The organism is Chitinophagales bacterium (assembly GCA_041392475.1).
Classification (GTDB): domain Bacteria; phylum Bacteroidota; class Bacteroidia; order Chitinophagales; family UBA2359; genus JAUHXA01.
In genome coordinates, this window is sequence record JAWKLZ010000001.1 from 622,544 (window position 1) to 649,064 (window position 26,521).

The following is a 26,521-nucleotide window of genomic DNA, read 5'->3' on the forward strand; positions in this document are numbered from 1 at the left end:
GTAATTAACTATCTATAAGCCTATTTCGAGTTTTAGATTTTAAGAATTTTTTACCTTTGACTTCCATAACTAATACATTTTCTATCCTTAAAAACTTTCAGTTTGACTATTCTAAAAAATAATAATATCATTGTGGCATCAGCCAACCCTACAAAGATCAAAGCTACTTTATTGGGTTTTAAGAGAATGTTCTCCAACCATGACTTTGAAGTAAAGGGAATTAGTGTAGGTTCTGGTGTCAGTGACCAACCTATGAGTGATGTAGAGACATTTGAAGGAGCAATGAATAGGGCAAAAAATGCACGATTAGAGTCACAGGATGCCAATTTTTGGGTAGGAATTGAAGGTGGATTAACTTATAATATTGCAGGGAAGATGGAAGCTTTTGCATGGATAATAGTGCTTTCTAAAGATAATCCAACAATTATTGGAAAGGCAAGGACGGCTTCTTTTGAGATTGCTCCTTCTATTGCAGATTTGATACACCAAGGTTATGAATTGGGACACGCCAATGATTTGGTTTTTGGAGACAACAACTCTAAACAGAAAAATGGGGCAACAGGATTGCTAACTCAGAATGTAATGAATCGGGTAATTCTCTACGAACAAGCAATAATTTTAGCAATCATTCCCTTCAAAAATAATGACTTATACACAAAACGGAAGGTGTTTTCTTCAATAAAAAAAGAGGAGGGAGAACTAATTCCAATGTTAAAGATTCCAGTAAACGAGCATGTTTATTTAGCTATTCGTGAACCCAAACATGCTGAGGAGCAATTCGCACTCATCGAAATCAATCGTGCATATCTCCGAAAATGGTTGCCGTGGCTTGATTTCAATCAAACAGTTGGGGATTCTTTGGCCAATATTGAAGCAGGAATTCGAGATTACAAAGTAGGCCGAAACTTGGTATTGGGAATTTGGCTTGGAGAAAAACTGGCTGGCGTAATTAGTTTCAATACGATTAGCCAAATGCACCGACAAGCAAGTATTGGTTATTGGTTGGCGGATGCTTATCAAGGAAAAGGAATCATGACTCATGCTTGTAAAGCATTGGTTGACTACGGTTTTGATGCACTGAATCTACATCGAATCGAAATAAGGTGTGCGGTAGAAAATGCCAAAAGCCGTGCAATACCTGAAAGATTGGGTTTTCGAGAGGAGGGTACATTGAAGGATGCAGAATGGCTATATGACCATTTTGTGGATTTGGTAGTGTACAGTATGGTGAAGGGAGTCAATGAATAGAAAAAATGACTTTATCGTTTGTTATTTATTGAAATTAAATTTGTAAAGTATGTATCTTCTTCTATTTTAGTAGATTGAGTGGTATTGTTTGAGCACACGTTCAAAGGTTTCGTCATAAAGAGGTGCTACTGTTCGCCAATCATATCTTGACACATAATCTTGAACCTCTCGGTTTCTTGTTTGATCAATATTGATGATGGCATCTTCTAATCGAATCACAAAATCTTCAAAACTATCGTACAAGTGTTGGTTTTTGTATTCTTCGGGAATATGTTCTGGGTAAGCCAATCGATTGGGAATAATCGGAAAACAATTGCAGTAAATACCATGTACGACACTTCCTCCAAAAAAATCTTGTTTGGAAGATACTGGCAAAATATCAGCTCTCCATACCCATTTTGCATAGGTTGCAAAGTTTTCTACAAAACCATAATGCAAGATTTTATCCTTTAGTCGTTTTTGAGCTTGATGAAATATTTTAGGTTGCTGGCTGAATTGTTCGCCTAAAATTGCCAATTCAAAGTCAACTCCCTTTGCGGCTAACAAATAAAGGGCTTCAAAAAATTCTTGTGGATTTTTGTCGTATTCCCAGCGGTGATTCCAAAGCAATAAAGGGACTTCATTGACAGGAAGCCAGTAAGGCTTATATCTATCAAACATCTGCAAGTCTATACCTAATGGCAACACATAGCTTTTTTCTTCAATTTCCATGACTGTTTGTAGTTCGTTGTGGTCGGGAAATTGCTGCAAAAACCGAGGGAGGGCAGTAAGAAAGGATTGATGGTGGTAAGCTGAATTGAAGAAAACAGCATCGGCAGCTAAGGCAGAAGTGTAATTGATAAAACTGTAATGGTTATCACGCTTCAATGCTACATCTACATCTACGGGCGACCAAGGGTAAGTCAATTGATTTTCATGGAAATAAACAATTGTAGGAACGTTCTTTGTTTTTTTTCTGGTAAGCGAAAGGAAGGTAGTTAGGTCGAGCATGTCGGTAGCCAAAATCAAATCGGGCTGAAAATCGCTTTTCATTAACTTTTTGGCCAAGGTTACTGCTCCTCCATGCATTCTCCATTTCCAATAATAACCTTGGAGCTTAAAAATTTCTACTTGATGCCCACTGTGTTTCACATATCCATCTGCCCAACTAGCGTGTGAGCCAGTAAAGTAAGGTTCTAGTAGTAAAATATTCATAATATTTTTTGAAAAATGGCTAAGAATGCTGTTATATTAGCTATTTGATTAATGGCATGAACAAGTAGATAGTTGATTTGAAGTGGTAATATAACTAAACTCTTATAAAAAAAGGTATACTGGATGAAATCTAATTGAAAAAAAATACGATGGGGAGATTAGAAAAACTGAGTAATAATTTTTTGAATTTGATCAGCAGAAAGAGGTTTTTTGCAGTATTGACTTATGACCTCATACTTCTTTGCTTTTTCCAAGTCTTCTTCATGTAATGAGGTGGTTAACACACAGATAACAATTCCCTCTCGCACCTCAGAATCCATTTTTTCATATTCGTCCAAAAACTCAAAACCATTCATGACAGGCATATTGAGGTCAAGTAATATCAGGTCTGGTTTATTCTCAGCACTATAGAGATATTCCAGTGCTTTTTTCCCATTCGTAGCAATTTTAACATCTTCTACAAATCCATTTTTAATAAACAAATGTTTGTTGTAGAAATTTGTTATTTCATTATCTTCAATTAATAAAACTGAATTTATTGTTTTCATATTATGTGCAAAATAGTTGTGAATTTAAATGTATTTTTGGTATGGTTCATAAGCCGCTTGTTTTTACTTAACAGTTCAAATAGGTAAAAAAACTTAATAATTATTTTTAACTTATTATTGTTTATTTAAGTAAAAATTTTAAATTATAAAAATTAGATTTTATTTTTTGTCCCCTAAAAAGGGTCTAAAATGTTAGGTAGCTAATGAACCATACCGTATTTTTAAGAAAAAAAATATTATACATCTAATACCATTATAATTGTTAATTATTTATTTAAATGCATATAAAAATTAAATTTTATTCTCGTTTGCAAAATTAATAAAATAGTGAAGTGAATGTGTATTTTTCATAGCACCCTTGCTGATAGCTTTTTCAAGAGGTACTCCCATCAATATTTTTTTGATAGGTGTTTCCATTTTTTTGCCACTAATAGTATAAGGTACTTCTTCAATCTGAAAAATAGCGTCAGGTACATGTCTCGGACTAAATAGTGAACGAAGATTGTTCTTGATTTTTTGTTTCAAATCCGGAGTCAATTTTAAGCCATCTTGTAATACAACAAAGAGAGGCATGTAATGTTGACCTCCTTCTTTGTCCAAACATATTACGATACTGTCTTTCACCGCCTCTAATTGTTCCACCCCACTATATACCTCACTTGTGCCAATACGGACTCCTCCACGGTTGAGCGTTGCATCGGAACGCCCATAGATTATAGAAGTGTCTCTATCGGTTATTTTTATCCAATCACCATGTCGCCATACATTGGGATATGTCTCAAAATAACTGGAGTGATAACGTTGATTTCCAGCATCATTCCAAAAATAAATAGGCATAGAAGGCATGGGTTGAGCAATAATCATTTCGCCCAATTCTTCAATGACCGAAATTCCTTCCTCATTGTATGCTTGCAAATCCACTCCCAACATTCTACACTGAATCTCTCCTTTGTAAACAGGTAAAAAAGGGCTGCCTCCTACAAAACCACTACAAATATCGGTTCCACCACTCAATGAAATGAGCCATACATCTTTTTTCACAAAATTATAAATCCACTCAAAAGCTTCGGGAGGAAGTGGTGAGCCAGTCGAGCCAATGGATTGTAGTTTAGCTAATTTATTGGAGTTCACAAAATTTAAGCCATCTTTCATACAGGCTATATAATAACTTGCCCCGCCACCAAAATGGGTGATGTGTGCTTGTTCTGCAAAATTCCACAATTGCTCTATATTCGGATAACCTGCTGACCCATCATAAATTACCAACGTAGCATCCAACAATAAAGAGGCCAGGGCATAGTTCCACATCATCCAACCCGTAGTAGAATACCAAAAGAAACGATCCCCTATTTGACAATTTTGATGAAGACCCAAAGCTTTGTAATGTTCTACCAATGAACCTCCTACACTATGTGTGATGGCTTTGGGTTTGCCCGTAGTACCTGAAGAATAGACAATCCAAATAGGATGTTCAAAGGGCACAGATTCAAAGACTAAATGTTGAGTTGGGGTGTTCATAGCTTCTTGCCAAAGAACACTTTTGGGAATGTTATCACCTTTGCGGTCAGAATGTATGTAGGGTAAATAAACGACTTGTTCTAAAGTAGGCAAATCTGCAATAAGAGATTGAATAGCCTCTGTTTTGTCATAAATCTTGCCATTATAACTGTATGCATCGGCTGTAAAAAGCACTTTGGGTTCAATTTGTTGAAATCGATCAACTACACTTTTGGTGCCAAAATCTGGCGAACAGCTCGACCAAATAGCTCCGATACTGTTGGCGGCTAAGAATGCAATGACTGTTTGAGGGATGTTGGGCATAAAATTGACAACTCTATCTCCTTTTTCCACCCCAATGCTTCTTAGATAAGTGGCCATAGTCGCTACTTGATGCTCTAAATCTTGCCATGTAATATGGGTCAGAACTTGAGTTTCGGACTGAAAAACAATGGCAGGATACGCATCAGTTTGATTTCGAAAAACATGTTCAGCATAATTAAGTGTTGCTCCTTCAAACCATTTCGTGCCTATCATTGTATCCGTTTCAGGAATAGACAATACTTGATGATAAGGAGAATAACTTTTGATTTCGTAGTACTCCCAAATCGTTTCCCAAAATACTGCAAGTTGGTCAATAGACCATTGCCAAAGTTGGTGGTAATCTTCTCCAAATTCTAACCCTTTGTTGATGATCAACCAATCAATATAAGATTTGAGGTTAGAGTTTTGTTGGAATTGTTCGGAAGGTTGCCAAAGAGGAATCATGTTATTAAAAGTATTTTTTTTGGAGAGTGTCAAAATTATTCTTTAGACGCAAAAAAAAAATTAGGTAATCAGTTTTCTTTATTTATTCGCAATGACATTGGTATTCCTTTCCCAAATCAATGGTAGTAATTACCTTAGTTGCATCATCACAGGCCGCAAAAACTATTCTAACTTCTTGTCGGTCGTCTGGTGTTATTCCCTCCAATGCATAAGTAGGGCAGGGGGCATCGTGCGGTTTGCTTTTTTGAGGGTTGATTTTTCCATTCCTCAGAATATAAGCGACTTCTGCTTCCGAAATATACCGACAGTCCATTCTACAACGTGCATGCCGTGTATAAACCAGGCGTTCAGAAAGCAGATCACTATTGACCGTATTTGGAGGTGGCGTTTTTGTTTTAGGCAATGCTTTAGGAGCTTTGTCCAATTCTTCTGTGGTCTTGGAATGAGCGGAAGGCAATGAAGGTTCTTTGTTCTCCTTTTCTGTGTTGGTTTGTTCTTCAATAGAAGGATTTTTGTTGTCTTGAGGGAAATATTCTGAAACATCAATAATTCCAAAGTGCTGTAGCAGCCAAAGCAATAATAAAAGTGCTGTGCTAAGAACAATATTTTGTTTTTTAGTAGGAGTTGCCATTATTATTGATTTGCGAAATTTTTGAAGTGAAAGGGCAATAATACAACGCTTCGGGCATATTTGCAAAAACTTTTTTTTGTAAGCCATTATCATGCAAAAATTGACGCTATTTTTAGCTTTCTGCTTGCTGACGCTTAGTTCCTGCAACAAGCGTGTCCACCATTCTTACAATTCCTCCAAAACAGGAAATTACCCATGTTCCTGTTTATGTGGGAGAAGTATCGGACATAAAAATCCCTCCAAAATCCACACACCCCAAAATGTAGAATGTCAAATCATTGCAGCAGGGAAATCAATTTTCACAGATTTTGTCAGAAAATCATATTATGGTTAATACTCTAGTATAAACTTAGACAAGTTTTGTCCCTTTTCGAGACCTATTTTTTTACGTAAGCGATAACGAGCAATTTCTACCCCTCTTATAGATATTCCCATAAGACTGGCAATTTCTTTTGTACTCAAATTCAGACGCAAAAAAGCACAGAGTTTTTGGTCATTGGGAGTGAGGTCACGGAATTCCTTAGCCAAACGAATAGAAAAGTCACTATGTACTTGGTCAAAATGATGTTTGAACTGTTTCCAATCTTCTTGTAGTCTTAGCGTTGTATCTATCTCTCTCACTATTTGTTCCAATGCTTGTTTGGTTTCATTGCTTTTTCCTTTGCGCTTGACCTGCTTCAAATTTTCTTTAATTCCTTCAATGAATTCATTTTTCACAACCAAATTCATCGTTGAAGCAGCCAACAAACTCTTTACGTGATTCAATTCGTCAAACATTTTTTCTTGCTTCAATTTGGTAAGTTCTTGCTCTTTCTGTTGTTCTATTTCGATTAGTTTTTGTTGTTTCTCTAAAAGCAATTGTTTTTTGACTTCTACAATCTTTTTTTCCTTTTTTCTATATCGATTCCTTTGAAATCTAAAAGCCATAAACAAAGACAAAAGACCAAAAATTACATACAATATTTTTGCTAACAAACTCCTATAAATCGGCGGGGCAACCTTCAATACCAAAGGATGACTACTAACTGTTTCTCCAAAATAATTTCGAGTTTGTACAATGAATGTATATTCTCCTTCATTGAGGTTGGTGTATTCTTTTGTAGTAACCGTAGTCCATTCTCCATACTTTTCATCGAAACCCTCCAAAAAATATCGAAACTGTTGGCTATTTACATTGAATTGAAATGATTCTATATAAAACTGCAAGACCTTTGCCTGGTAAGAATTGACTTTGATTATTTTCTCTTTATTTTCAGGTTCTACTTCAAATGGTCTTCGGACAAATAAAATGCTATCTTCCGCAACACTAAAAACCCTACCGACCACAAGGGGCTTCTTAAGTGCTGGATAATTTTCCAATTCAGGTTGATAATGTATAAAGCCTTTATTTGCATTGTAATAAATACCACTATTTACATTTATCGATATATTGAGAAGGTCATTGTTGAAAGAATAGCGAAATTGAAACAAGGAAGAAGGAACAAAGCTATAGTTATTGGAACTAATTTGTTTAAAAGAACCCACCAAGTTTTCTGCAAACAGATGTATATTTTTTTGCAGGTCTTGTGTAATTAGGTAAACCGTTTTTTTTCCAATATACTTCGAAAATAAATCTGCATCTACGATTCTATCTGTTTTTTGGTCGAGTTTGTACAGTCCTGCTTTTGTTGCTATATAAATCTCATTGTCAATTCTACTGAGGATGATCTGTTCGTCAATAGGCAAATCATAGTCATCAGATATTTTCTTGACACTTACTTCGGTTAAATTTTCTGTTAATTGTAGTTGATACAAACCTTTGTAAAACTGTCCAACCCATATCCTTCCTTGATTGTCTTCTTCAAAAAAGCGACTGGATTCATTGAAGCCATTGATTTTTTGAACTCCTTCTAACACCTTATTTTCATTTAACTTAAAAAGATATAGACCGTCATAAGCACCTCCAATCACAAAGTCAGGATTAGAACGCAATTGCTTTACCTGCCACAAACCCTCAGTATTGACCAAACGTTTTGCATTACCATTCTCTAAAAGAAATAAGCCGGTGTGGTGTCCAGCATAAAGTTTTCCTGCAATCTTTTGCATACCATAGGCAGGGCCCTCAGTTCCCTTCAAAAATACACTTTGATTGGCATTTTTTGGCAAAAAATAGATTCCATTTGAGGTTGTAAAATAAGTACCTATATCTGTTTCAAATGTTTCGTATCCACTTCCTTGTACGTTTGCTTTTCCATTAATGAATTGTATGGGAGAATTTATATCTATGAGCGCAATTCCATTTTGCATTCCTATCCATAAATTTCCTGAAAAATCTTGAAAGGAACGTAAGCATGCATTGGTCTGTAAACCATCTTGGGTAGTTAAATTTTCGATAGATTTTGTTTGGAAGTCATACAAAAATAGGCCTGAAGTCTGCGTAGAAATAGCTATACGAGTATCTGAAAGTTGAAGGACATGATTGACATATTTTCCTTGTAAAGTTTTAATTAAATCCTCGTAGGATTCGGTAGCACTAAATGCAGCGTTGAACTCAATTTGTCCCGAATTATAAAACAACAAATGTCCTCCATCCTTTGCCAATATGCCTGAAATAATTTGGCCAGTTTGTTTTTGAGGATAAGTATTAGTCAGCTTATCACCTTTAATTTCAAAAAGCCTTCCTTGTTGATTTTGGGTGAATATTTTTTTATCAACGTAAAATGACCTATTCAACCCTTCTTGATTTCGAATTACTGTAATCGTCTCGTTGTCATATATATAAATTCCTTTGAAGGTACAAAAATAAACTTTGGAGTCTAAAAAGAAAATATCCCAAACATCGTCGAAATCTTTCGAATCTTTTGGGATAATATCTACAATAGAGGTATACTTCCAATTTTCTTCAAAAAATCCAAACTCTCCTTGAGAACCCACATACAAGCGATTGTTGTTTTCATCAAATGCCAAAGATCTCTTTTTCTTGTCATTTTTGAAATTGTGTACTTTCCAATCATTTCCATTATAAGAAAGGACTCCCAAATTATTTGCTACAAAAACGTTCATATCTCGATTTTGAGCGAAATCTATATTTTGGATTCCCGCCTTATATTCTGTAGGAGTAAAATTTTGAATAGGATACTTTCCAGAAAAAGAGTAAGCTTGATGACTTATAAAAAGGATAAGAATCAAGCAAGGAAAATATTTTGTGATGTAGTCAAAATTAATCATGAGCAAGTTTGTTAATGACTTAAATGTTTGAATAATAAATGATTATTTTTTCAAAAATGTCATTTTGTAGTAGTTTCAGGAATAATTGATGAAATAATTGATGAACTACGTCTTCCATTAATATAGAAGGAATTTGTGAACTTAATCACAAAAGTAGGTTTATATTTGCAAAGAATACATTAAATTCATGAGTGAAAAGAAATATTCCATGAAGTTATATGACACAATTTTCCTGTAAGTGAAATAGTGAATAACATTCATTCAGATTGCAAACAAACAACAAACAAAATGAAAAACTTCTACTTAACACTACTTCTTTTATTGCTGGCAAGTCCTGCATTTACCCAAACGAACCAAGTTTCCGTCTCAAAGGATAAGGATGGAATGAGATTGGTCGTAAATGGGAATGACTTTATGGTTAATGGTATGAACTGGGATTATTTTCCGATTGGTACTAACTTCAACTACAGTTTGTGGAATCAATCTGATGATGTGATTAAAGCAGCATTAGATGCTGAAATGTCTCTCTTAAAAAATATGGGAGTCAATACAATCCGAATATATACTGGAATTCAACCAAAGTGGATTGCATACATATACGAAAAATATGGTATTTATACAATGTTGAATCATTCTTTTGGTCGCTATGGTCTTAGCATAAACGGTTCTTGGGTAGCTGTGACAGATTATAGAAATCCAGCAACACAAAAATTGTTAATGGAAGAAGTGACCAAAATGACCGAAGAGTATAAGAATACACCAGGTTTACTCTTGTATCTTTTAGGAAATGAAAACAACTATGGTCTTTTTTGGGCAGGCGCAGAAACAGAAGATTTTCCAGATGAAGAGGATAAAAAAAGAGAAGTGGGGGAAAAACGGGGAAGACCCATGTACAAACTCATGAACGATGCAGCTGTTAAAATGAAGTCAATGGATGGATCCCATCCTGTGGCAATCTGTAATGGTGATGTTTTGTTTATCGACATCATTGCTGAAGAATGTAAAGATGTTGATATATATGGTGTAAATATGTATCGTGGAGTATCTTTTGGGGATGCGTTCACAACTGTTAGAGACAAAGTTAACAAACCTATATTATTTACTGAATTTGGTGCAGATGCCTTCAATGCTATTGAAAACGCAGAAGATCAGCAGTCACAAGCTTACTATATGGTAGGCAACTGGAAAGAGATATATGAGAATGCAGCTGGTTTGGGAAAAGCAGGAAACTCTATCGGTGGATTTACTTTCCAGTTCAGTGATGGGTGGTGGAAATTTGGACAAACAATAAATTTAGATGTTCATGATAATAACGCTTCTTGGTCTAATGGTGGATACCAAAGGGATTTTGTACAAGGAGAAAATAATATGAACGAAGAGTGGTTTGGTATTTGCGCCAAAGGAGAAACCAATCAACGTGGACTCTATACACTCTATCCTCGTGCAGCCTATTATTCGCTTAAAGAAGCACATTCCTTAAATCCTTATATGAATGGGGTTACTCTTGAGACTGTAACTAATCATTTCTCAAATATTAACCTCATGGATGCTGTTCTCAAAGCAAGAGGAGATAATGCTGCTTTGGAAGGTGAAAAATCTCAAAAAATTCGTTTAAGTGGTTTGAGAGCTGAATTTACAACTTTCACTACGGGAGGGGATTTGATTTCAACACCCGAAAGTAAAGATCCTCAAAATTTGACCTACCCAAGTTTTCAGGGTTTCGACCATATGGAATCCTTCTATGTAGGTGTTGAAGCAAATCCGAGCGCAAGTGTTCGAGCAAATGTAACCTTCAATATTCTTGGAAACGTAGCGGAAAATCCTATCAATGAAATTTTCTATGAAAATAGAGGGCGTGTACGTGAAGTAAATACCAATCAAGGAGCTTTGACTATTCCTTCTCTCAATCGCCTTCAACTCTATCAAGCAGACGTAGAATGGAAGGGTAAAGAGTTTGACCTCAGAGGTTTTTATCGTACAGGTCATTATCACTGGGGGTATGAAGGAGACTTTTTTGGCTTGTATCCAGAGGCAAATTACGGTCCCAATATAGATATCTACAATGGTGAAGCTCCTTTCGGTTTTGAGATTGATGGAAAAAAAGGGTTAAAAGGACTGAAAGTAGCATTTGGCCCTGAACTTTGGTGGGGAGCAAACCCCGCAGTATTAGTGAAATACAGTCGTCATATTGCAGGTTTTGATGTGACAGGTGTTTTTCACGAAGACATTGATGAGCCAGGTGCTGCAGTGAGTTCATTTGCGATACCTATGCCTAGAACTCGTAGAGCGACACTTCATTTGGAGAAAGAAATAGGTGCTTTGGGAATCGAGCTTGGAGGTATTTGGGGAGGCGACCCTTTGGTGGGAAGAAAGTTCCAAGTGGTTGACGAAGATATGGGATTAGATTCTCCAATATATCAAGATGAGATTCAACCAGAAGATACTTGGGGAGGAAAAGCCAAAATTACGTTCTCTTCAGGTCCTATCAATTGGTATGCACAGGGTGCTGCAATGGGATTGGTCGCATTTGGCGGAGCAGATTATACAAGAACTTATACAGGTTGGAGGTTAAAAGACAGTGGTAGTGGAAATCAATACAACTTTTTGACTGGTTTTACTTATACAACAGGTAATTTCCAAATTGCTCCCAACTTCTTGTGGCAAAAGCCAATTGTTGGGCCTATTCCAACTGGCGTAGCTGCTCCAGGAAGACCTCGAAACATCGTAGATGATCCTTTTGTAGTGAGAGGCAACAGAGAAACGGTTGCAGGAGAAATACTATTAACTTATGACCCTACCCCAGGTACTTGGATGTATGAGTGGGACAACGATATGGCGGAAGATGCAAAATTTGCAGCAAATCTTGGCTTTGTATATCGTCATTTGCCTACTACTCAAGATGCTGCAATTGGTATCTTTGCAGATGGACGTACCACATTTCCTTTCCCTGGTGCTCCACCAGCAGAAGATTTATGGGAAGTAAATTCACGAATTGTTTCAAAGGTAAATCCAGACTTGGGATTGATTGCCAACCTTTATGCAGGAAATGCACAAGCCAACGGTAGCGATGATAGATTGATTGAAAGATTTGGAGGTGATTTACGTGTTATTTTCAAAAAAGTAAAATTCATGTCTATCGTAAAAGTAGATGATTGGGGACCTTTTGACTATCACCGTGACTTTAACCAGACCTTCCCACTACAACTTACGGCAGATCTATCCACAACTGTAGGAAAACAATCTTGGTTTGGCTTGCCAAATTCACAATTGGGATTGCGTTACACATGGCGTTCTTTAGATAAGTATTCTCCGCGTTACTGCCCAACAGAAAGCTTAGGGGTGACAGGTGATTTAGAATGTAATCCAGATGCATTAGGATATGGAAATGGCTCCGAATGGGAAATCAGAACCTATTTGCACATCAATATCATGTAAAAAAAGATAGCTCCATTGCTATTTGGTTGGTGAAATAAAGGGTTTTTGAAGTTTGCAGTTAAAAAAGTTGTAAAATTTTATTAACTTTCTTTCCTAATGAAAAACTTCAAAAGCCTGATATTTCAAAAATATCATTTGACCATTCAAAATCTCTAAGAATCTATTTTATCCCAATACTCACAATCAATAATAAAAAATACAAACAAAATGAAAAGCATACATTGCAATAATAGCGTGATTGCGCTAATGATAACTTTTCTTCTAATAAATTTTAGCTGTTCCAGAGACATCGATGAATTAGAACCAGCCTCCTTTCCGACCAATGGGGATGTCTTTTTGGATACCTTTACAGGAGGCATGGAATATGCTGCATTTGGTGGGTCAAAAGTGACCGCTTTTGATGTAGATACAGATATAAAATATGATGGAACTGCGTCTATGAGATTTGCTGTTCCCGATGTAGGAGATCCAGAAGGAGCTTATGCAGGAGGAAGTTTTTATTTAGGTTCAGGGCGAGATCTTTCTGGTTATGATGCACTTACTTTTTGGGCAAGAGCCTCTAAAGCTGCCTCAATCGATGTTGTGGGTTTTGGAAATGATTTGGATGAAAACAAATATGTGGCAACTATATCTGGTTTAAACGTTAATACTAACTGGAAGAAATACTACATCCCAATCCCCGATCCTTCCAAATTAATCCAAGAAAAAGGGATGTTTTTCTACTCTGAAGGACCAGAAGATGGAAAAGGCTATACTTTCTGGATTGATGAAGTACAGTTTGAAAAACTAGGCAATATAGTACTTGCCGAAACTGGAATATTGGAGGGACAAGACCAAGAGATTCCTGCTGAGATAGGTGATGACTTACCAATTGGTGGAACATTCACCATATTCAACCTCTCTACAGGTGCCAATCAAAGAGTAGAAACTGCTCCTTCCTATTTTGATTTCACTTCCTCTAATACCAGTACTGCAACAGTGAGTCCTACAGGTATTGTATCTGTAGTTGGTGGTGAGGAAGCAGTGATCAGTGCCAAACTAGCAGGACTTGATGCAGTAGGTTCTTTAAAAGTTGTATCTACAGGAGAAGCTGTAAGACCTGCAACTCCAGCTCCTACTCCAACACAGAACCCAGATAGCGTAATTTCTTTGTTTAGCAACGCTTATGTAGATGTTCCAGTTGATACTTGGAATCCATTTTGGGAATTTTCAACAGCGACAAACTCTGACCTCCAAATAGATGGAGATGATGTGAAGCAATATAAGTTCCTCAATTTTGTCGGTATTGAGTTTAAAACTCAAACCATCGATGCAACTGATATGACGCATTTTCATATTGATATATGGACACCTGATCCAACTGATCTTCCTGCGGCATTCAAGGTTTTATTAGTCGATTTTGGAGCAGATGGAGTTGTAGAAGGCAATGACAATACTTCCCATGAGCTAGCTTTTACAAGTCCTACCTTGGTTAGCAATCAATGGGTAAGTTTGGATATTCCATTAGCGAATTTCATAGGCTTATTAAACAGAAAACATTTGGGGCAATTAGTTTTATCTGGAGACCTCCCCAACGTTTTTATTGACAACGTTTATTTCTACAAATCTGATGAAGAAGTTGAAGATTTATCTGCTCCAACTACCCCCGCCCCAACGCCTACTCGTAATGCTGCAAATGTAATCTCTCTGTTTAGTAATGCTTACAACGATGTGCCAGTAGATACGTGGAATCCATTCTGGGAATTTTCAACGGCAGTCAACTTTGACATTCAAGTACAGGGAGACGATATAAAGCAATACAAACTACTCAATTTTGTTGGAATCGAATTTGTTTCTCAGCAGATAGATGCAAGCGATATGACCCATTTCCATATGGATATTTGGACACCTGACCCAACCGCACCGCCAGCAGTATTCAAGATTTTATTGGTAGATTTTGGAGCAGATGGAAGTTTTGGTGGAGGAGATGATTCTAGCCACGAATTGCCTTTTAGCAGCCCAACCTTAGTTACTAATCAATGGATTAGCTTAGACATTCCACTATCTAATTTCGTAGGTTTGAATAGTAGAAAAAACTTGGCTCAATTGGTACTTTCAGGTGATATTCCAACTATTAACTTGGACAATGTGTATTTCTACAAATAATTCAATTCAAATTTGATGGAAATGGCAATATTTATTTAGAAAATACCTGCTTTCATAAGTAAAAATCATTTAACTTTAACAAAAGAGTAACTTCATGATGTGTTTTACTGAAATAGGAATTGTGAAGTTACTTTAATTTTTAATAAATATATTTAATTATTATAAAACAAATACAATGAAAAAAATTACTCTTTTAATTCTTTTACTACAAGTAACATTCGTTTTTTCACAAAATGCACCGATTGACTTTGAGCCAGATGGTTTTGGCGCATCTTGGACATGGGCAACTTTTGAAGCACCAATGGGAGAAAGCAATCCTACCTTTAGCGTGGTCGCCAATCCTTCAGTTGATGCCCTAAATGGTTCTGCCAATGTTGCCAAAATGGATATAAGTTATGCAACTGATGCAGGTTGGGGTAGTGCTGGATGTGAGTCCATGCACGGTTCTGATATAGGAACCTTTACTATTACGGAGCAAAACAAGATTGTAAGGATGATGGTTTACCAAGAGGGCTTTGCTGCACCTGTTGCGCTCAAATTTGCGTCACCAACTGGATTTGCTTTTCCTGAAGTTGTTATTCCTAATTCAGTTGCAGATGCATGGGTGTTAATTGAATTTAATATGTCTGGATGGATAGGAGCCCCTGAAACCCCAGACCAATTTATCTTTTTCCCAAGTTATGGTCCAAGAGCAACTGGGCATGTAGTATATTTTGACAATGTTACATTCAATGCCTCTCCTCCGCCTTCAGGCGAGCCTACTGTATCAGCTCCGAATCCAACAATTGATGCAAGCGAGGTACTTTCTGTTTACAGTGAGTCTTATGCAGCTGAGAATACGGTTACTAATTTCAACTTGAATGCTTTTCAGGGAGGAGGTACTATTTCAGAAACAGAGATTGCAGGCGACGGTAACAAAACAATTAAAATAGAAAACCTGTCTTTTTATGGTGCTCAATGGGATGCTGTAAACTTGAGTTCATATCTTTATGTACATTTAGACTATTGGGCAACTACTTCAACACTATTCAATTTTTATTTGATTGACGCAACCGCAGGTATTCCTGGTGGAAACATTGCAGAGCCAAGGTATTCTATTTCAACATCTGGTGGAGATGAGACTTTGGTTCAGGGAGAGTGGAAAAGTGTTTTTATCCCATTGCAGCATTTTATAGATTATCCTTCTACTGGATTTGACTATGATTTGAATGATATTTTCCAATGGAAATTTGATGGCAATGGTACGGTATTTATTGACAATGTATATTTTACTTCTAATGGCAATGTAAGCACCAATGATATTATATTGGAGTCAGTAGGGGCACTTGTTTACCCTAATCCTACACAGAATAGCTGGACATTAGAAACCAAAAATGTAGGAATGTCCTCTATTCAAGTGTTTGATATGGCAGGAAAAAATGTATTGTCTATACTTCCAGATAACAGTAATATCGCAAAAATTGACGCATCTAACTTAGATGCAGGATTGTACTTTGCTCAAGTAAAAACACCACAGGGTGTGTTCAGTATGAAACTTATTAAAGAGTAAGGGACTTTGAATAATGGTTATTGAAAAACAGAGGACTTTTGAAGTTTATTGCTATTGAATTGAAAGACTATAATTTAGTGTTATTCAAAATGATAAACTTCAAAAGTCTATAACCAATCTTTTTGTAAAGTATTTATTTAATGCCTAAAATATTCAACATGATTAAAATAAATTATATTTTAATATATGGCGTACTTATATCCTTTATTCTTTTTGCAATTTCTGGATGTACAAAAGATGCAGACACAACAAATAGAAACTATGAGTTGGTTTGGGAAGATAATTTTCAAGGCTCTTCTGGTGAATTACCAGACGCCACAAAGTGGACTTTTGATATTGGAACAGGTCAAAACGGATGGGGTAACAGAGAATTACAGTACTATACAAATGCTCCTACCAATGTATCTTTAGATGGAGAAGGTATGCTGGCTATCGTTGCAAGAAGTGAAAGTTTTGGAGGCAAAAATTATACTTCTGCTCGAATTAAAACACAAGAAATTTTCGATCAAGCTTATGGTCGCTTTGAAGCTCGGGCGAAATTGCCTAGGGGATTTGGTCTTTGGCCCGCATTTTGGCTGTTGGGGAGTGATATTGAAACCGTAGGATGGCCTCAATGTGGCGAAATTGACATTATGGAAAATCGAGGACAGGAACCAACTTTAGTTCAAGGGACTGTACATGGACCAGGCTATTCGGGGGGGGGCTCTATTACGTCAAGTTTCGTATTAGAAAATAGTCGTTTTGATGTAGATTTCCATGTTTTCGCCATAGAGTGGGGATTAGATTTCATTGATTTTTATGTAGATGACAATCTCTATCAACGAATTGCTCCCGAAGATGTGCCAGGCGAATGGGTGTACGATCATCCTTTCTTCATGATACTAAACGTAGCAGTAGGCGGCGATTATGTAGGATCTCCAAATAGTGATACAAAATTTCCACAAACTTTGTTGGTCGACTATGTACGGGTTTACAAAGAAGTTAATTAAATAATTATTTTTCTATCCTATTCTACCTAAAGTATGAAAATACTTACAAAATCGAGATATTGGAGTTTTATTCATTGAATTGAAAACTGAAGAGATTAAATAATGAATGTGTTAGAATCTAATCAAAAAGTCGATAAGTCACAAGTAGTTATGAGCCGAGTCAAAATAGAGGGCGAAAACTACTACAAAATCTCCAATAGTGATGAGATGGAGCCATTTTTTATGAGCATAGTGAGTGACTCCAATCACTGGATGTTTGTTTCGAGTAATGGAGGATTGAGTGCAGGTAGAAAGGATGCAGAAAATGCTTTATTCCCCTATTATACCCATGATAAAATCACCGAATCTGCCGAAATCACAGGCAGTAAAAGTATTTTTTGGGTTGAAAAAGGAGGTAAGTCACACCTTTGGGAACCTATTTCGGATAGATTCGATGGAATGTATGCAGTCACTAGAAATCTATACAAAAGTGTTTATGGAAACAAAGTGATTTTTGAAGAAACCAATCACAATCTTCAACTTACCTTTCGCTATCAATGGAGTTCCAGCAATATCTATGGCTTTGTGAGGAAGACAACACTTGTCAATCACGCTGATAGTGAAGTCAAAATTTCGGTATTGGATGGAATCCAAAACATCATGCCCTTTGGCGTTCCCAGTGGTTTACAAAATAGCACCAGTAATCTGGTGGATGCCTATAAAAGAAGCGAACTGGACAAGGAATCTGGTTTGGGAATCTATGCCCTAAGTGCCATCATTGTCGATAAAGCAGAACCAAGTGAAGCCCTCAAAGCAAACATAGCATGGTCAATGGGTTTAGAAAACCCAAAATACCTTGTCTCGTCCCTACAATTGAAGAACTTCCGAAAAGGAAAAGCCATTCACGAAGAAATAGATGTCAAAGCAGAAAAAGGAGCTTACTTTCTACACACCGAGTTATCCATTCCTTCCAATACAGAAAAATCGTGGAACATTGTTGCTAATATCAATCAGAACCATGCAGGAGTTGCGCAGATTATCAAATCGATAACAGAAGACAAAAACCTATCTCAATTGGTTGAGCAAGACATACAGATGGGAACAGAAAAGTTGATTAGACTGACTGCTGCTTCCGATGGATTGCAATTGACCGCAGATGAACGCAGGGATTCCCGGCATTTCTCCAATACCCTCTTCAACATCATGCGAGGAGGTATTTTCGACAACAACTATCAAATCGAAAAGTGGGATTTTACGAACTATCTTCAAAAAGCGAACAAGGAGTCCTATGCTGCTCACAAGAAAACATTGGATGAACTAACCGGTATTTTTACTTTATCGAAGCTAAAAGAGATTGTCGACCAAAGTAATGACCCACATTTCAAACGCCTGTGTTTGGAGTATATGCCTTTGAAGTTCAGCCGACGACATGGAGACCCGAGCAGACCTTGGAACAAGTTTTCCATCAATACGCAAAGTGAAGTCGATGGCTCAAAGATTTTGGACTATCAAGGAAACTGGAGAGATATCTTCCAGAATTGGGAGGCACTTGCTCATTCTTACCCTGAATTCATCGAAAGCATGATCCATAAATTTTTGAACGCCACTACTTTCGATGGCTACAATCCATATAGAGTCACCAAAGATGGATTTGACTGGGAAGCCATTGAACCTGACGATCCTTGGTCTTATATTGGTTATTGGGGCGACCATCAAATCATTTATTTGTTGAAGTTCTTGGAATTTGTAGAAGAATACAAGCCGAGTAAGCTGGAAAGCTATTTTAACCAAGATTTATTTGTCTATGCCAATGTTCCCTACAAAATCAAGAGCTACCAAGACATTCTAAAAAACTCAAAAGATACCATTGATTTTGATCATCATCTAGACACTAAAATACGTGAAAGAAGAGAGGTGCAAGGTGCAGATGGCGCATTGCTTCAAGATGAAAGCGGAGCAATTTACAATGTTAACTTTATAGAAAAAATACTGGCAACAGTATTGGCGAAACTCTCCAATTTCATTCCTGAAGGAGGTATTTGGATGAATACACAACGCCCAGAATGGAATGATGCTAATAATGCTCTGGTTGGTAATGGTATATCAATGGTCACGTTGTACTATTTGAGACGATTTTTGCACTTCTTCAAAGGAGTATTTGCGGCATCAAAATTGGAGGAAGTGGAAATTTCCGAAGAATTAGCAAATTTCTTTACTCAAACTGTAGATGCCTTTAATACCCATATAGATTTGTTGTCAGGGGCAATCAATGATATCCAACGCAAAGAGGTTTTAGACGCATTGGGAGAAGCAGGGAGTGATTTTAGGTGGCAGATTTATGAACACGCTTTTTCAGGTGTAAAGAAAACAGTCAGTTTGGCTGATTTGAAGCACTTTGTAGAAATTTCCCTTCAATACTTAGAACATTCAATTGAAGCAAATCGAAGAAGCGACAATCTATACCACTCCTATAATTTGGTGACAATTGAAAGTGACACAGCAGTTTCTATTTCTCATTTGAGTGAAATGCTGGAAGGACAAGTAGCCGTATTGAGTGCGGGTTATCTTTCTTCAAAGGAAGCTTTGAAAGTGTTAGATGCCTTGAAAAACAGCGCATTGTTTAGGGAAGACCAATACAGTTATATACTCTACCCCAACAAGGATTTACTTGGATTTATTGCAAAAAATACCATTCCCGAAAAAGCAATTCTTCGATCCGAACTATTGCAGTACTTAGTTTCGGAAGGGAATGCTCAAGTTGTCGAGAAAGACATCAATGGCGAGTATCACTTCAATGGCAGCTTCAAAAATGCCAATGATTTGAGCTTTACATTGGAGCAGCTTGCCGAAAGTAGCTATTCACAGTTGGTCGAAAAAGACAAAGATTTGGTGCTTCAAATTTTTGAAGAAGTGTTCAATCACAAAGCATTCACAGGAAGGTCAGGTACATTCTTTGGCTATGAAGGTTTAGGTTCTATTTATTGGCACATGGTTTCTAAACTGCAATTGGCGGTTCAAGAGTGTTGTTTGAAGGCGATCGAGGAGAAAGAGGAGGCTGAGGTCATTGGCAGATTGTTGGAGCATTACTATGAAATCAACGAAGGTATTGGCGTTCACAAATCTCCAAAACTCTACGGCGCATTTCCTACCGACCCTTATTCGCATACGCCTGCGGGAAGGGGCGCACAGCAGCCTGGAATGACAGGACAGGTGAAAGAAGATATTTTGAGCCGATTTGGAGAGTTGGGAGTCTTTATCAAAGAAGGTAAACTCTGCTTCAATCCTAGCTTATTGCGAAAAGACGAATTACTTACTAATAGTAAAGTGTTTGAATATGTGGATGTTCACTCTGAACACAAGCAATTGGAGGTAAAATCAGATTCACTCTGTTTTACATTCTGTCAAGTGCCTATTGTATATCAATTGGCTGAGTCAAACGGATTGGAAATAATTCGTAAAGACAATACTATTAATAAATTTGAATCATTAAGTTTGGATGTAGCGATGAGCAAACAAGTCTTTGAAAGAACAGGTGATGTTATTCAAATTAGGGTTCAAATAAAAAAATCGGAATTAAAATGAAAGAGGGGGAGATTCGGGAAGTGGAATTTTACTTTGCTAATTAAACAGATTTCATCTTTCGCATTTTAAAACATAATTGTCCTCAAATACCGCAGCTATGCCCTAACTTCCTTCTAAATAAATGTGACGACTATGATTAGAATACCAATAGTTTTATTGATAGCCATATTTTTAATAGTTAGTTTTTCCTGCAATCAAAGACAATCCGAAGATGCAGGGGGAGATACCCAACCACAAATCAAAAAAGAAGTGACAGCTAAAAATATACTAGGAAATCCAAATTATCAAGCAATTTCGTATGGTGGCTATCGTCAGAAAAGTCGTGATATACAGCCTACTGTTGAAGAATTGAAGGAAGATATGAAAATCCTTCATGCAATGGGTATTAGAGTATTGAGGACTTACAATACAAAATTGAAACATGCCTCCAATGCATTGGAAGCCATTCATCAATTGAAGGGCGAAAATCCAGATTTTGAAATGTATGTTATGCTAGGGGCATGGATTGATTGTGCCAATGCGTGGACGAATCAAGCTCCTAATCACGACGAGGAAGATGCTGAAGGCAACGCTGCTGAGATTCAAAGAGCAGTAGATTTGGCGAATAAGTACCCTGACATTGTAAAGGTAATCGCCGTTGGAAATGAGGCAATGGTCAAGTGGGCGGCAAGTTATTTTGTACAGCCGTGGGTGATTTTGAAGTGGGTGAATCACCTACAAGAGTTGAAGAAAACGAACAAATTGTCAAAAGACCTTTGGATTACCAGTTCTGATAATTTTGCTTCTTGGGGAGGTGGAGAAGACCAATACCATGTCCCTGATTTAGAGGCATTGATGAAAGCCGTAGATTACATATCGCTGCATACGTATCCGATGCACGATACGCATTACAATCCCGATTTTTGGGGTACATTGGAGAGTGAGGTATCGCTATCGGATGAGGAAAAGATAGAAAAAGCGATGGTGCGTGCCAAAGAATATGCGATGTCTCAGTACCAAAATACGGTAAACTACATGAAGAGTTTAGGAATTGAAAAACCTGTTCATATTGGGGAAACAGGTTGGGCAAGTTTCTCCAATGGGCATTATGGCAATAAAGGGTCTCAGGCTACGGATGAATATAAAGAAGCATTGTATCACCAATACATGCGAGAGTGGACAGATAGTGTAGGGATTTCCTGTTTCTATTTTGAGGCTTTTGATGAAATTTGGAAGGATGCACACAATTCTGGTGGCTCAGAAAATCACTTTGGGTTGTTTACCATTGACGGACAAGCGAAATATGCTTTGTGGGATTTGGTGGATAAAGGAGTGTTTGAAGGATTAACGAGAGGAGGGAAGTCTATTGGCAAAACCTACAATGGAGACAAGGAGTCATTGATGAAAGAGGTAAAGAATCCACCTGTTAAGGTGGGTGTGACGGTGCAGTAAAAGTTCACTAAGTGATAGTTTTTTGTATCGTCGAATTTATTCGATGGTGCGTATTGTTTCGCCGTCTAATGAATTAATTAGACGATACAGACGAACGTTTACTCCGTAGGAGTGCAATATTTATAGAATGTTTTCAAATGTATTAATCACCAACTCTTATGGAGTTCTGTAATCACTGGTTTAATTTTTCTACAAATATTCAAGTCCGAACGGACTTTTCGAAATATTAAAGAAATACAAAAGGAGATGAATGTGTTAAAAAAATCTACAATCCTATTATCATTGATTATGATGTTCAGTGCTTGCAACGAAAAGGTAGAGCCATTGAAGGTCGAGGTCTATGAGACTTCTGCAAGTGGCAATCAATTGAAGAAGTTGTCGGAATTTTCTAAAGCAGAAAAAACCGAAACCATAAAGTTGTTACCTGATGAAAAATTCCAGACCGTCACTGGATTTGGAGGTTCTTTTACAGAAGCATCGGCTTCTCTACTCAACAAACTGAGCCAAGAAAATCGTAATAAAATATTGGAGGCTTATTTTGGAGAAAGTGGGGCGAAATACTCCTTGACCCGAACACACATGAACTCCTGCGATTTTTCTTTGAGTAATTACTCCTATGCACCAGTAGAGGGGGATAAAGAGCTGGAAAGTTTTTCGATAGACGAAGACCGTGAGGACATCATTCCAATGATTAAAGATGCTATGGCTGTTTCTAAAGATGGTTTCAACATCATTGCCTCACCTTGGACAGCTCCACCGTGGATGAAAGACAACAAGGATTGGAGAGGGGGTAAGCTTTTGCCTGAATACAATGATACTTGGGCATTGTTTTTCTCAAAGTATATTGATGCTTATAAAGCGGAGGGAATCGATATTTGGGGTTTTACGGTAGAAAATGAGCCTTTGGGAAATGACAAAAACTGGGAAAGTATGCACTTCACAGCAGAGGAGATGACGAATTTTGTTCAAAATCATTTGGGACCAAAGCTTGAAGCTGATGGAAAGGGTGATTTGAAGATTTTAGGCTATGACCAAAATCGTGAACACTTGAAGCATTGGGTAGATGAAATGTACAAGAATGAGGAAACTTCAAAATATTATGATGGTACTGCCATTCACTGGTATGCGAGTACATTTGAAGTGTTTCCCGATGAACTGCAATACGCACATAAAAAAGCTCCTTCTAAGTACCTTATTCAGACCGAAGCCTGTGTAGATTCTGAAATTCCCAAGTGGAAGGATGACAAATGGTATTGGTCAAAAGAAGCCACAGATTGGGGTTGGGATTGGGCACCAGAACAAGACAAACACATGCACCCAAAATATGCACCTGTTTACCGCTATGCTCGGGACATCATTGGCTGTCTCAACAATTGGGTAGATGGCTGGGTGGATTGGAACATGGTATTGGACAAACAGGGGGGGCCTAACTGGTTTAAAAACTGGTGTGTTGCGCCTGTGATTGTCGACCCCGAAAAAGATGAGGTTTATTTTACCCCAATATATTATACGATGGCTCATTTCAGCAAATACATCAGACCGGGAGCAAAAAGGATAGGTTTTGAGAATTCAGATGATAAGCTGCTGATAACAGCTGCTGAAAACCCCGATAGATCAATTGCAGTTGTGGTACTCAATCAAGGAACAGAAACGAAAAATTTTACGATAGCATTGAACGACAAAACTACAAACATAACGATTGATGCACAAGCTATTCAAACTATCGTAATTCCAAAATAAATCAAAAAAATTCCAACTTAACTTATCATCAGCCTAAAAAAATAACAATGACACAACACACTACAAGTGCAAGACATAAAGTCCCTTTTGTGCAAAAAGCTGCCTTTGGTGCAGGTCACCTAGTACTCAACTTATTGCCAGGGGCATTAGGAATTTTTATGTTCTTTTTGCTTACCGCTTTTGGTATGGATCCCTTTTTAGCAGGGTTATTAGGTGGTTTGCCAAGAATATTTGATGCCATCACGGATCCTATTATGGGTTTTATTTCGGATAACACAAAATCAAAATGGGGTAGGAGAAGACCTTACATTTTTATAGGAGCTATTTTGAGTGGTTTGCTATTTGCCCTGTTATGGCAACTCAATCCAGAAAATTCGCAGATGTATAACTTCTGGTATTTCCTTATTTTTTCCATGATTTTTTTAATTGGTAATACCATGTATGCTACGCCATTAATCGGTTTGGGTTACGAAATGACCTCTGACTACAATGAGCGTACTCGTTTAATGGCATCTTCGCAAATAGTAGGTCAGATTGCTTGGATGATTGTGCCGTGGTTTTGGGTACTGATTGCCAATCCAAATCTTTTTGAAACACAAGCTATTGGTGTTAGACAGCTTTCTGTTATTGTTGGTGTTATTTGTATGGTATTAGGAGTCTTGCCAGCCATATTCTGTCGAGGTATTGATGCTTCTCACATGGAAAATAGAAAAGAAATTACATTTAAAACCATGTTTTCTAATGTAAAAGACCTTGTTGCTAGCATAGTTCAAGTTTCCAAAAACAAACCTTTTGTCAAACTATGTGGAGCTACATTTTTGGTTTTTAATGGCTTTCAGTTGGTGGCTTCTTTTAGTTATTTCATCATCGTTTATTATATGTTTAACGGTGACTTTGGCGCAACTGGACACTGGCCTGCATGGTTTTCTACAGTAACTGCGTTTGCAACCGCATTTTTGGTTATTCCAATTGTTTCTTGGATGGCCAATAAATGGGGAAAACGAAATGCTTTTCTAATTTCAACGGCACTTTCTATTGTGGGTTATATTCTCAAATGGTGGGGTTTTAGCCCAGGAAATCCTTGGTTAATCTTTATGCCAATCCCATTCATGGCATTTGGTCTCGGCGGATTATTTACCTTAATGATGAGTATGACTGCTGATGTATGTGATTTGGATGAATTAGAAAATGGAATGCCTCGTAAGGAAGGAACTTTTGGAGCGATTTATTGGTGGATGGTGAAATTGGGGCAAGCATTGGCTCTTGTTTTAGGAGGTTTGGTTTTGAAATTGGTAGGATTTGACCAAAATGCTGCTGTTCAAACAGCTGAAACCATGACCAATCTTCGTATTGCGGATATTGTTATTCCCGCAACAACAGCTGCGTTGGCAATTTGGGTAATGTGGACTTATACACTATCAGAAGAAAGGGCTGAAGAAATACAAGCGGCACTTGTGGAACGTAGAGGAGAATTATAAATAAGAATATTTTTAATTGAGTCTATATTGTTTGGTTTGCAGTTTGATTGTGCTGAAAGTAAGCGTATGTTTTTTTTGTCAGTAAAAATATTTTAGATTAAACCACTTAAAATAAAATCAAAATATGTCTTATAGAATAGAAAAACAATTATCCCTAAGAGGAATTGATTATAGCGATGTAACCAATGAAGAATTAACTGCCTTGTTTCACCAAGTATTACAAGATGGAATGCATGGACTATGTTATAGTGCTTATGAAGAAGGGCAAGAGCCAGGTAGTATTTTAAGTGAAGAACAGATTAGGAGACGAATGGAAATTATTGCTCCTTATACAAAATGGGTCCGTACTTTTTCTTGTATCGAGGGTAATGAATTGATTCCGAAAGTGGCGCACGATTATGGTTTAAAAACACTAGTGGGTGCTTGGTTAGGTAAAGATAAAGAGTTAAATGAAAAAGAAATAGAGGGCTTAATTGAATTGGCTAAAAATGGTCTTGTTGACATTGCTGCGGTAGGAAATGAAGTGCTTTATCGCAATGATTTAACACATGAAGAATTACTGAATTATATTCACCAGGTTAAAGAAGCACTTCCTGATACGCAAGTAGGTTATGTAGATGCCTATTATGAATTTACGGTTCACCCTCAAATAACCGAAGCCTGTGATGTTATTTTGGCCAACTGTTATCCTTTTTGGGAAAGCTGTCACCTTGATTATTCTCTATTGCACATGAAACAAATGTACTATCAAGCCTTACATGCTGCTAATGGTAAGAAAGTTATCATTACTGAAACAGGATGGCCAAGTCATGGTACTAGTTTAAAAGATGCTCATCCCTCCAATGAAAATACCATGAAATATTTCATCAACGCACAAAAGTGGTCGAAAGAAGAAAACATTGATCTTTTTTATTTTACTTCATTTGATGAATCTTGGAAGGTAGGTGCTGAAGGTGATGTAGGTGCTTATTGGGGATTGTGGGACAAAAAAGGAAATCTTAAGTGGTGAAATAGTAAAAATGAATGGACTGATGCCGCTAAAATTTGGTAGCACAAATGTGTGTCAAGCGACATTATAGTTTTAACTTTGATGCTAATCC

At 37.2% G+C, this 26,521-nt stretch carries 15 protein-coding genes; 10 read left to right on the plus strand and 5 right to left on the minus strand.

Annotation, left to right across the window (positions count from 1 at the left end; all coding sequences use genetic code 11):
* Positions 1 to 102 precede the first annotated feature (102 nt).
* Entirely contained in the window at positions 103 to 1,248 is a 1,146-nt protein-coding gene (gene yjjX / locus R3E32_02245) for an inosine/xanthosine triphosphatase (GenBank protein ID MEZ4883530.1), read from the plus strand.
* 66 nt (positions 1,249 to 1,314) lie between these two features.
* On the opposite strand, the gene R3E32_02250 is transcribed toward yjjX, so the two are convergent.
* The 5 genes from R3E32_02250 to R3E32_02270 all read right to left on the minus strand — a co-directional run bounded on the left by R3E32_02250 (position 1,315) and on the right by R3E32_02270 (position 8,928).
* On the minus strand, positions 1,315 to 2,442 hold the full coding sequence (locus tag R3E32_02250; GenBank protein ID MEZ4883531.1) for a DUF3524 domain-containing protein: 1,128 nt from the start codon (positions 2,440 to 2,442) through the stop codon (positions 1,315 to 1,317).
* A gap of 158 nt (positions 2,443 to 2,600) precedes the next feature.
* Positions 2,601 to 2,990, minus strand: coding sequence for a response regulator (locus tag R3E32_02255; GenBank protein ID MEZ4883532.1), 390 nt, complete (start codon positions 2,988 to 2,990; stop codon positions 2,601 to 2,603).
* Between the two features lie 291 nt (positions 2,991 to 3,281).
* Positions 3,282 to 5,255: an acetoacetate--CoA ligase gene (locus R3E32_02260; GenBank protein MEZ4883533.1), complete on the minus strand. Its 1,974-nt coding sequence runs from the start codon at positions 5,253 to 5,255 to the stop codon at positions 3,282 to 3,284.
* An 82-nt stretch (positions 5,256 to 5,337) separates the two neighbouring features.
* Entirely contained in the window at positions 5,338 to 5,886 is a 549-nt protein-coding gene (locus R3E32_02265; GenBank protein ID MEZ4883534.1) for a DUF4258 domain-containing protein, read from the minus strand.
* A gap of 330 nt (positions 5,887 to 6,216) precedes the next feature.
* Positions 6,217 to 8,928 (minus strand): hypothetical protein, encoded by a 2,712-nt coding sequence (locus tag R3E32_02270; protein MEZ4883535.1) that lies wholly within the window; start codon positions 8,926 to 8,928, stop codon positions 6,217 to 6,219.
* 453 nt (positions 8,929 to 9,381) lie between these two features.
* Between R3E32_02270 and R3E32_02275 the strand changes: the two genes are divergently transcribed.
* The 9 genes from R3E32_02275 (at position 9,382) to R3E32_02315 (ending at position 26,430) form a co-directional block, all read left to right on the plus strand.
* Positions 9,382 to 12,528 carry a glycoside hydrolase family 2 TIM barrel-domain containing protein gene (locus R3E32_02275; protein ID MEZ4883536.1) on the plus strand — a complete coding sequence of 1,049 codons (3,147 nt, stop codon included), beginning with the start codon at positions 9,382 to 9,384 and terminating at the stop codon, positions 12,526 to 12,528.
* 207 nt (positions 12,529 to 12,735) lie between these two features.
* Positions 12,736 to 14,673 (plus strand): hypothetical protein, encoded by a 1,938-nt coding sequence (locus R3E32_02280; GenBank protein MEZ4883537.1) that lies wholly within the window; start codon positions 12,736 to 12,738, stop codon positions 14,671 to 14,673.
* A 175-nt stretch (positions 14,674 to 14,848) separates the two neighbouring features.
* Entirely contained in the window at positions 14,849 to 16,222 is a 1,374-nt protein-coding gene (locus tag R3E32_02285; protein ID MEZ4883538.1) for a T9SS type A sorting domain-containing protein, read from the plus strand.
* 140 nt (positions 16,223 to 16,362) lie between these two features.
* Positions 16,363 to 17,211 (plus strand): glycoside hydrolase family 16 protein, encoded by an 849-nt coding sequence (locus tag R3E32_02290; GenBank protein MEZ4883539.1) that lies wholly within the window; start codon positions 16,363 to 16,365, stop codon positions 17,209 to 17,211.
* Positions 17,212 to 17,313: 102 nt separating this feature from the next.
* Positions 17,314 to 20,772, plus strand: coding sequence for a hypothetical protein (locus tag R3E32_02295; protein ID MEZ4883540.1), 3,459 nt, complete (start codon positions 17,314 to 17,316; stop codon positions 20,770 to 20,772).
* 132 nt (positions 20,773 to 20,904) lie between these two features.
* Entirely contained in the window at positions 20,905 to 22,203 is a 1,299-nt protein-coding gene (locus tag R3E32_02300) for a glycosyl hydrolase family 17 protein (protein MEZ4883541.1), read from the plus strand.
* A gap of 246 nt (positions 22,204 to 22,449) precedes the next feature.
* Positions 22,450 to 23,943: a glycoside hydrolase family 30 protein gene (locus R3E32_02305; GenBank protein MEZ4883542.1), complete on the plus strand. Its 1,494-nt coding sequence runs from the start codon at positions 22,450 to 22,452 to the stop codon at positions 23,941 to 23,943.
* Between the two features lie 47 nt (positions 23,944 to 23,990).
* A complete protein-coding gene (locus tag R3E32_02310) occupies positions 23,991 to 25,421 on the plus strand; it encodes an MFS transporter (GenBank protein MEZ4883543.1) in 1,431 nt (476 codons plus the stop codon).
* A 124-nt stretch (positions 25,422 to 25,545) separates the two neighbouring features.
* The gene (locus tag R3E32_02315) at positions 25,546 to 26,430 is read left to right on the plus strand and encodes a glycosyl hydrolase family 17 protein (GenBank protein ID MEZ4883544.1); all 885 of its coding nucleotides are present in this window, start codon (positions 25,546 to 25,548) and stop codon (positions 26,428 to 26,430) included.
* Positions 26,431 to 26,521: the final 91 nt, after the last annotated feature.

Coding starts and splice junctions, on each gene's coding strand:
- R3E32_02250 (MEZ4883531.1), bottom strand. CDS start 2,442: ATGAATATTTTACTACTAGAACCTTACTTTACTGGCTCACACGCTAGT.
- R3E32_02255 (MEZ4883532.1), bottom strand. CDS start 2,990: ATGAAAACAATAAATTCAGTTTTATTAATTGAAGATAATGAAATAACA.
- R3E32_02260 (MEZ4883533.1), bottom strand. CDS start 5,255: ATGATTCCTCTTTGGCAACCTTCCGAACAATTCCAACAAAACTCTAAC.
- R3E32_02265 (MEZ4883534.1), bottom strand. CDS start 5,886: ATGGCAACTCCTACTAAAAAACAAAATATTGTTCTTAGCACAGCACTT.
- R3E32_02270 (MEZ4883535.1), bottom strand. CDS start 8,928: ATGAACGTTTTTGTAGCAAATAATTTGGGAGTCCTTTCTTATAATGGA.
- R3E32_02275 (MEZ4883536.1), top strand. CDS start 9,382: ATGAAAAACTTCTACTTAACACTACTTCTTTTATTGCTGGCAAGTCCT.
- R3E32_02280 (MEZ4883537.1), top strand. CDS start 12,736: ATGAAAAGCATACATTGCAATAATAGCGTGATTGCGCTAATGATAACT.
- R3E32_02285 (MEZ4883538.1), top strand. CDS start 14,849: ATGAAAAAAATTACTCTTTTAATTCTTTTACTACAAGTAACATTCGTT.
- R3E32_02290 (MEZ4883539.1), top strand. CDS start 16,363: ATGCCTAAAATATTCAACATGATTAAAATAAATTATATTTTAATATAT.
- R3E32_02295 (MEZ4883540.1), top strand. CDS start 17,314: ATGAATGTGTTAGAATCTAATCAAAAAGTCGATAAGTCACAAGTAGTT.
- R3E32_02300 (MEZ4883541.1), top strand. CDS start 20,905: ATGATTAGAATACCAATAGTTTTATTGATAGCCATATTTTTAATAGTT.
- R3E32_02305 (MEZ4883542.1), top strand. CDS start 22,450: ATGAATGTGTTAAAAAAATCTACAATCCTATTATCATTGATTATGATG.
- R3E32_02310 (MEZ4883543.1), top strand. CDS start 23,991: ATGACACAACACACTACAAGTGCAAGACATAAAGTCCCTTTTGTGCAA.
- R3E32_02315 (MEZ4883544.1), top strand. CDS start 25,546: ATGTCTTATAGAATAGAAAAACAATTATCCCTAAGAGGAATTGATTAT.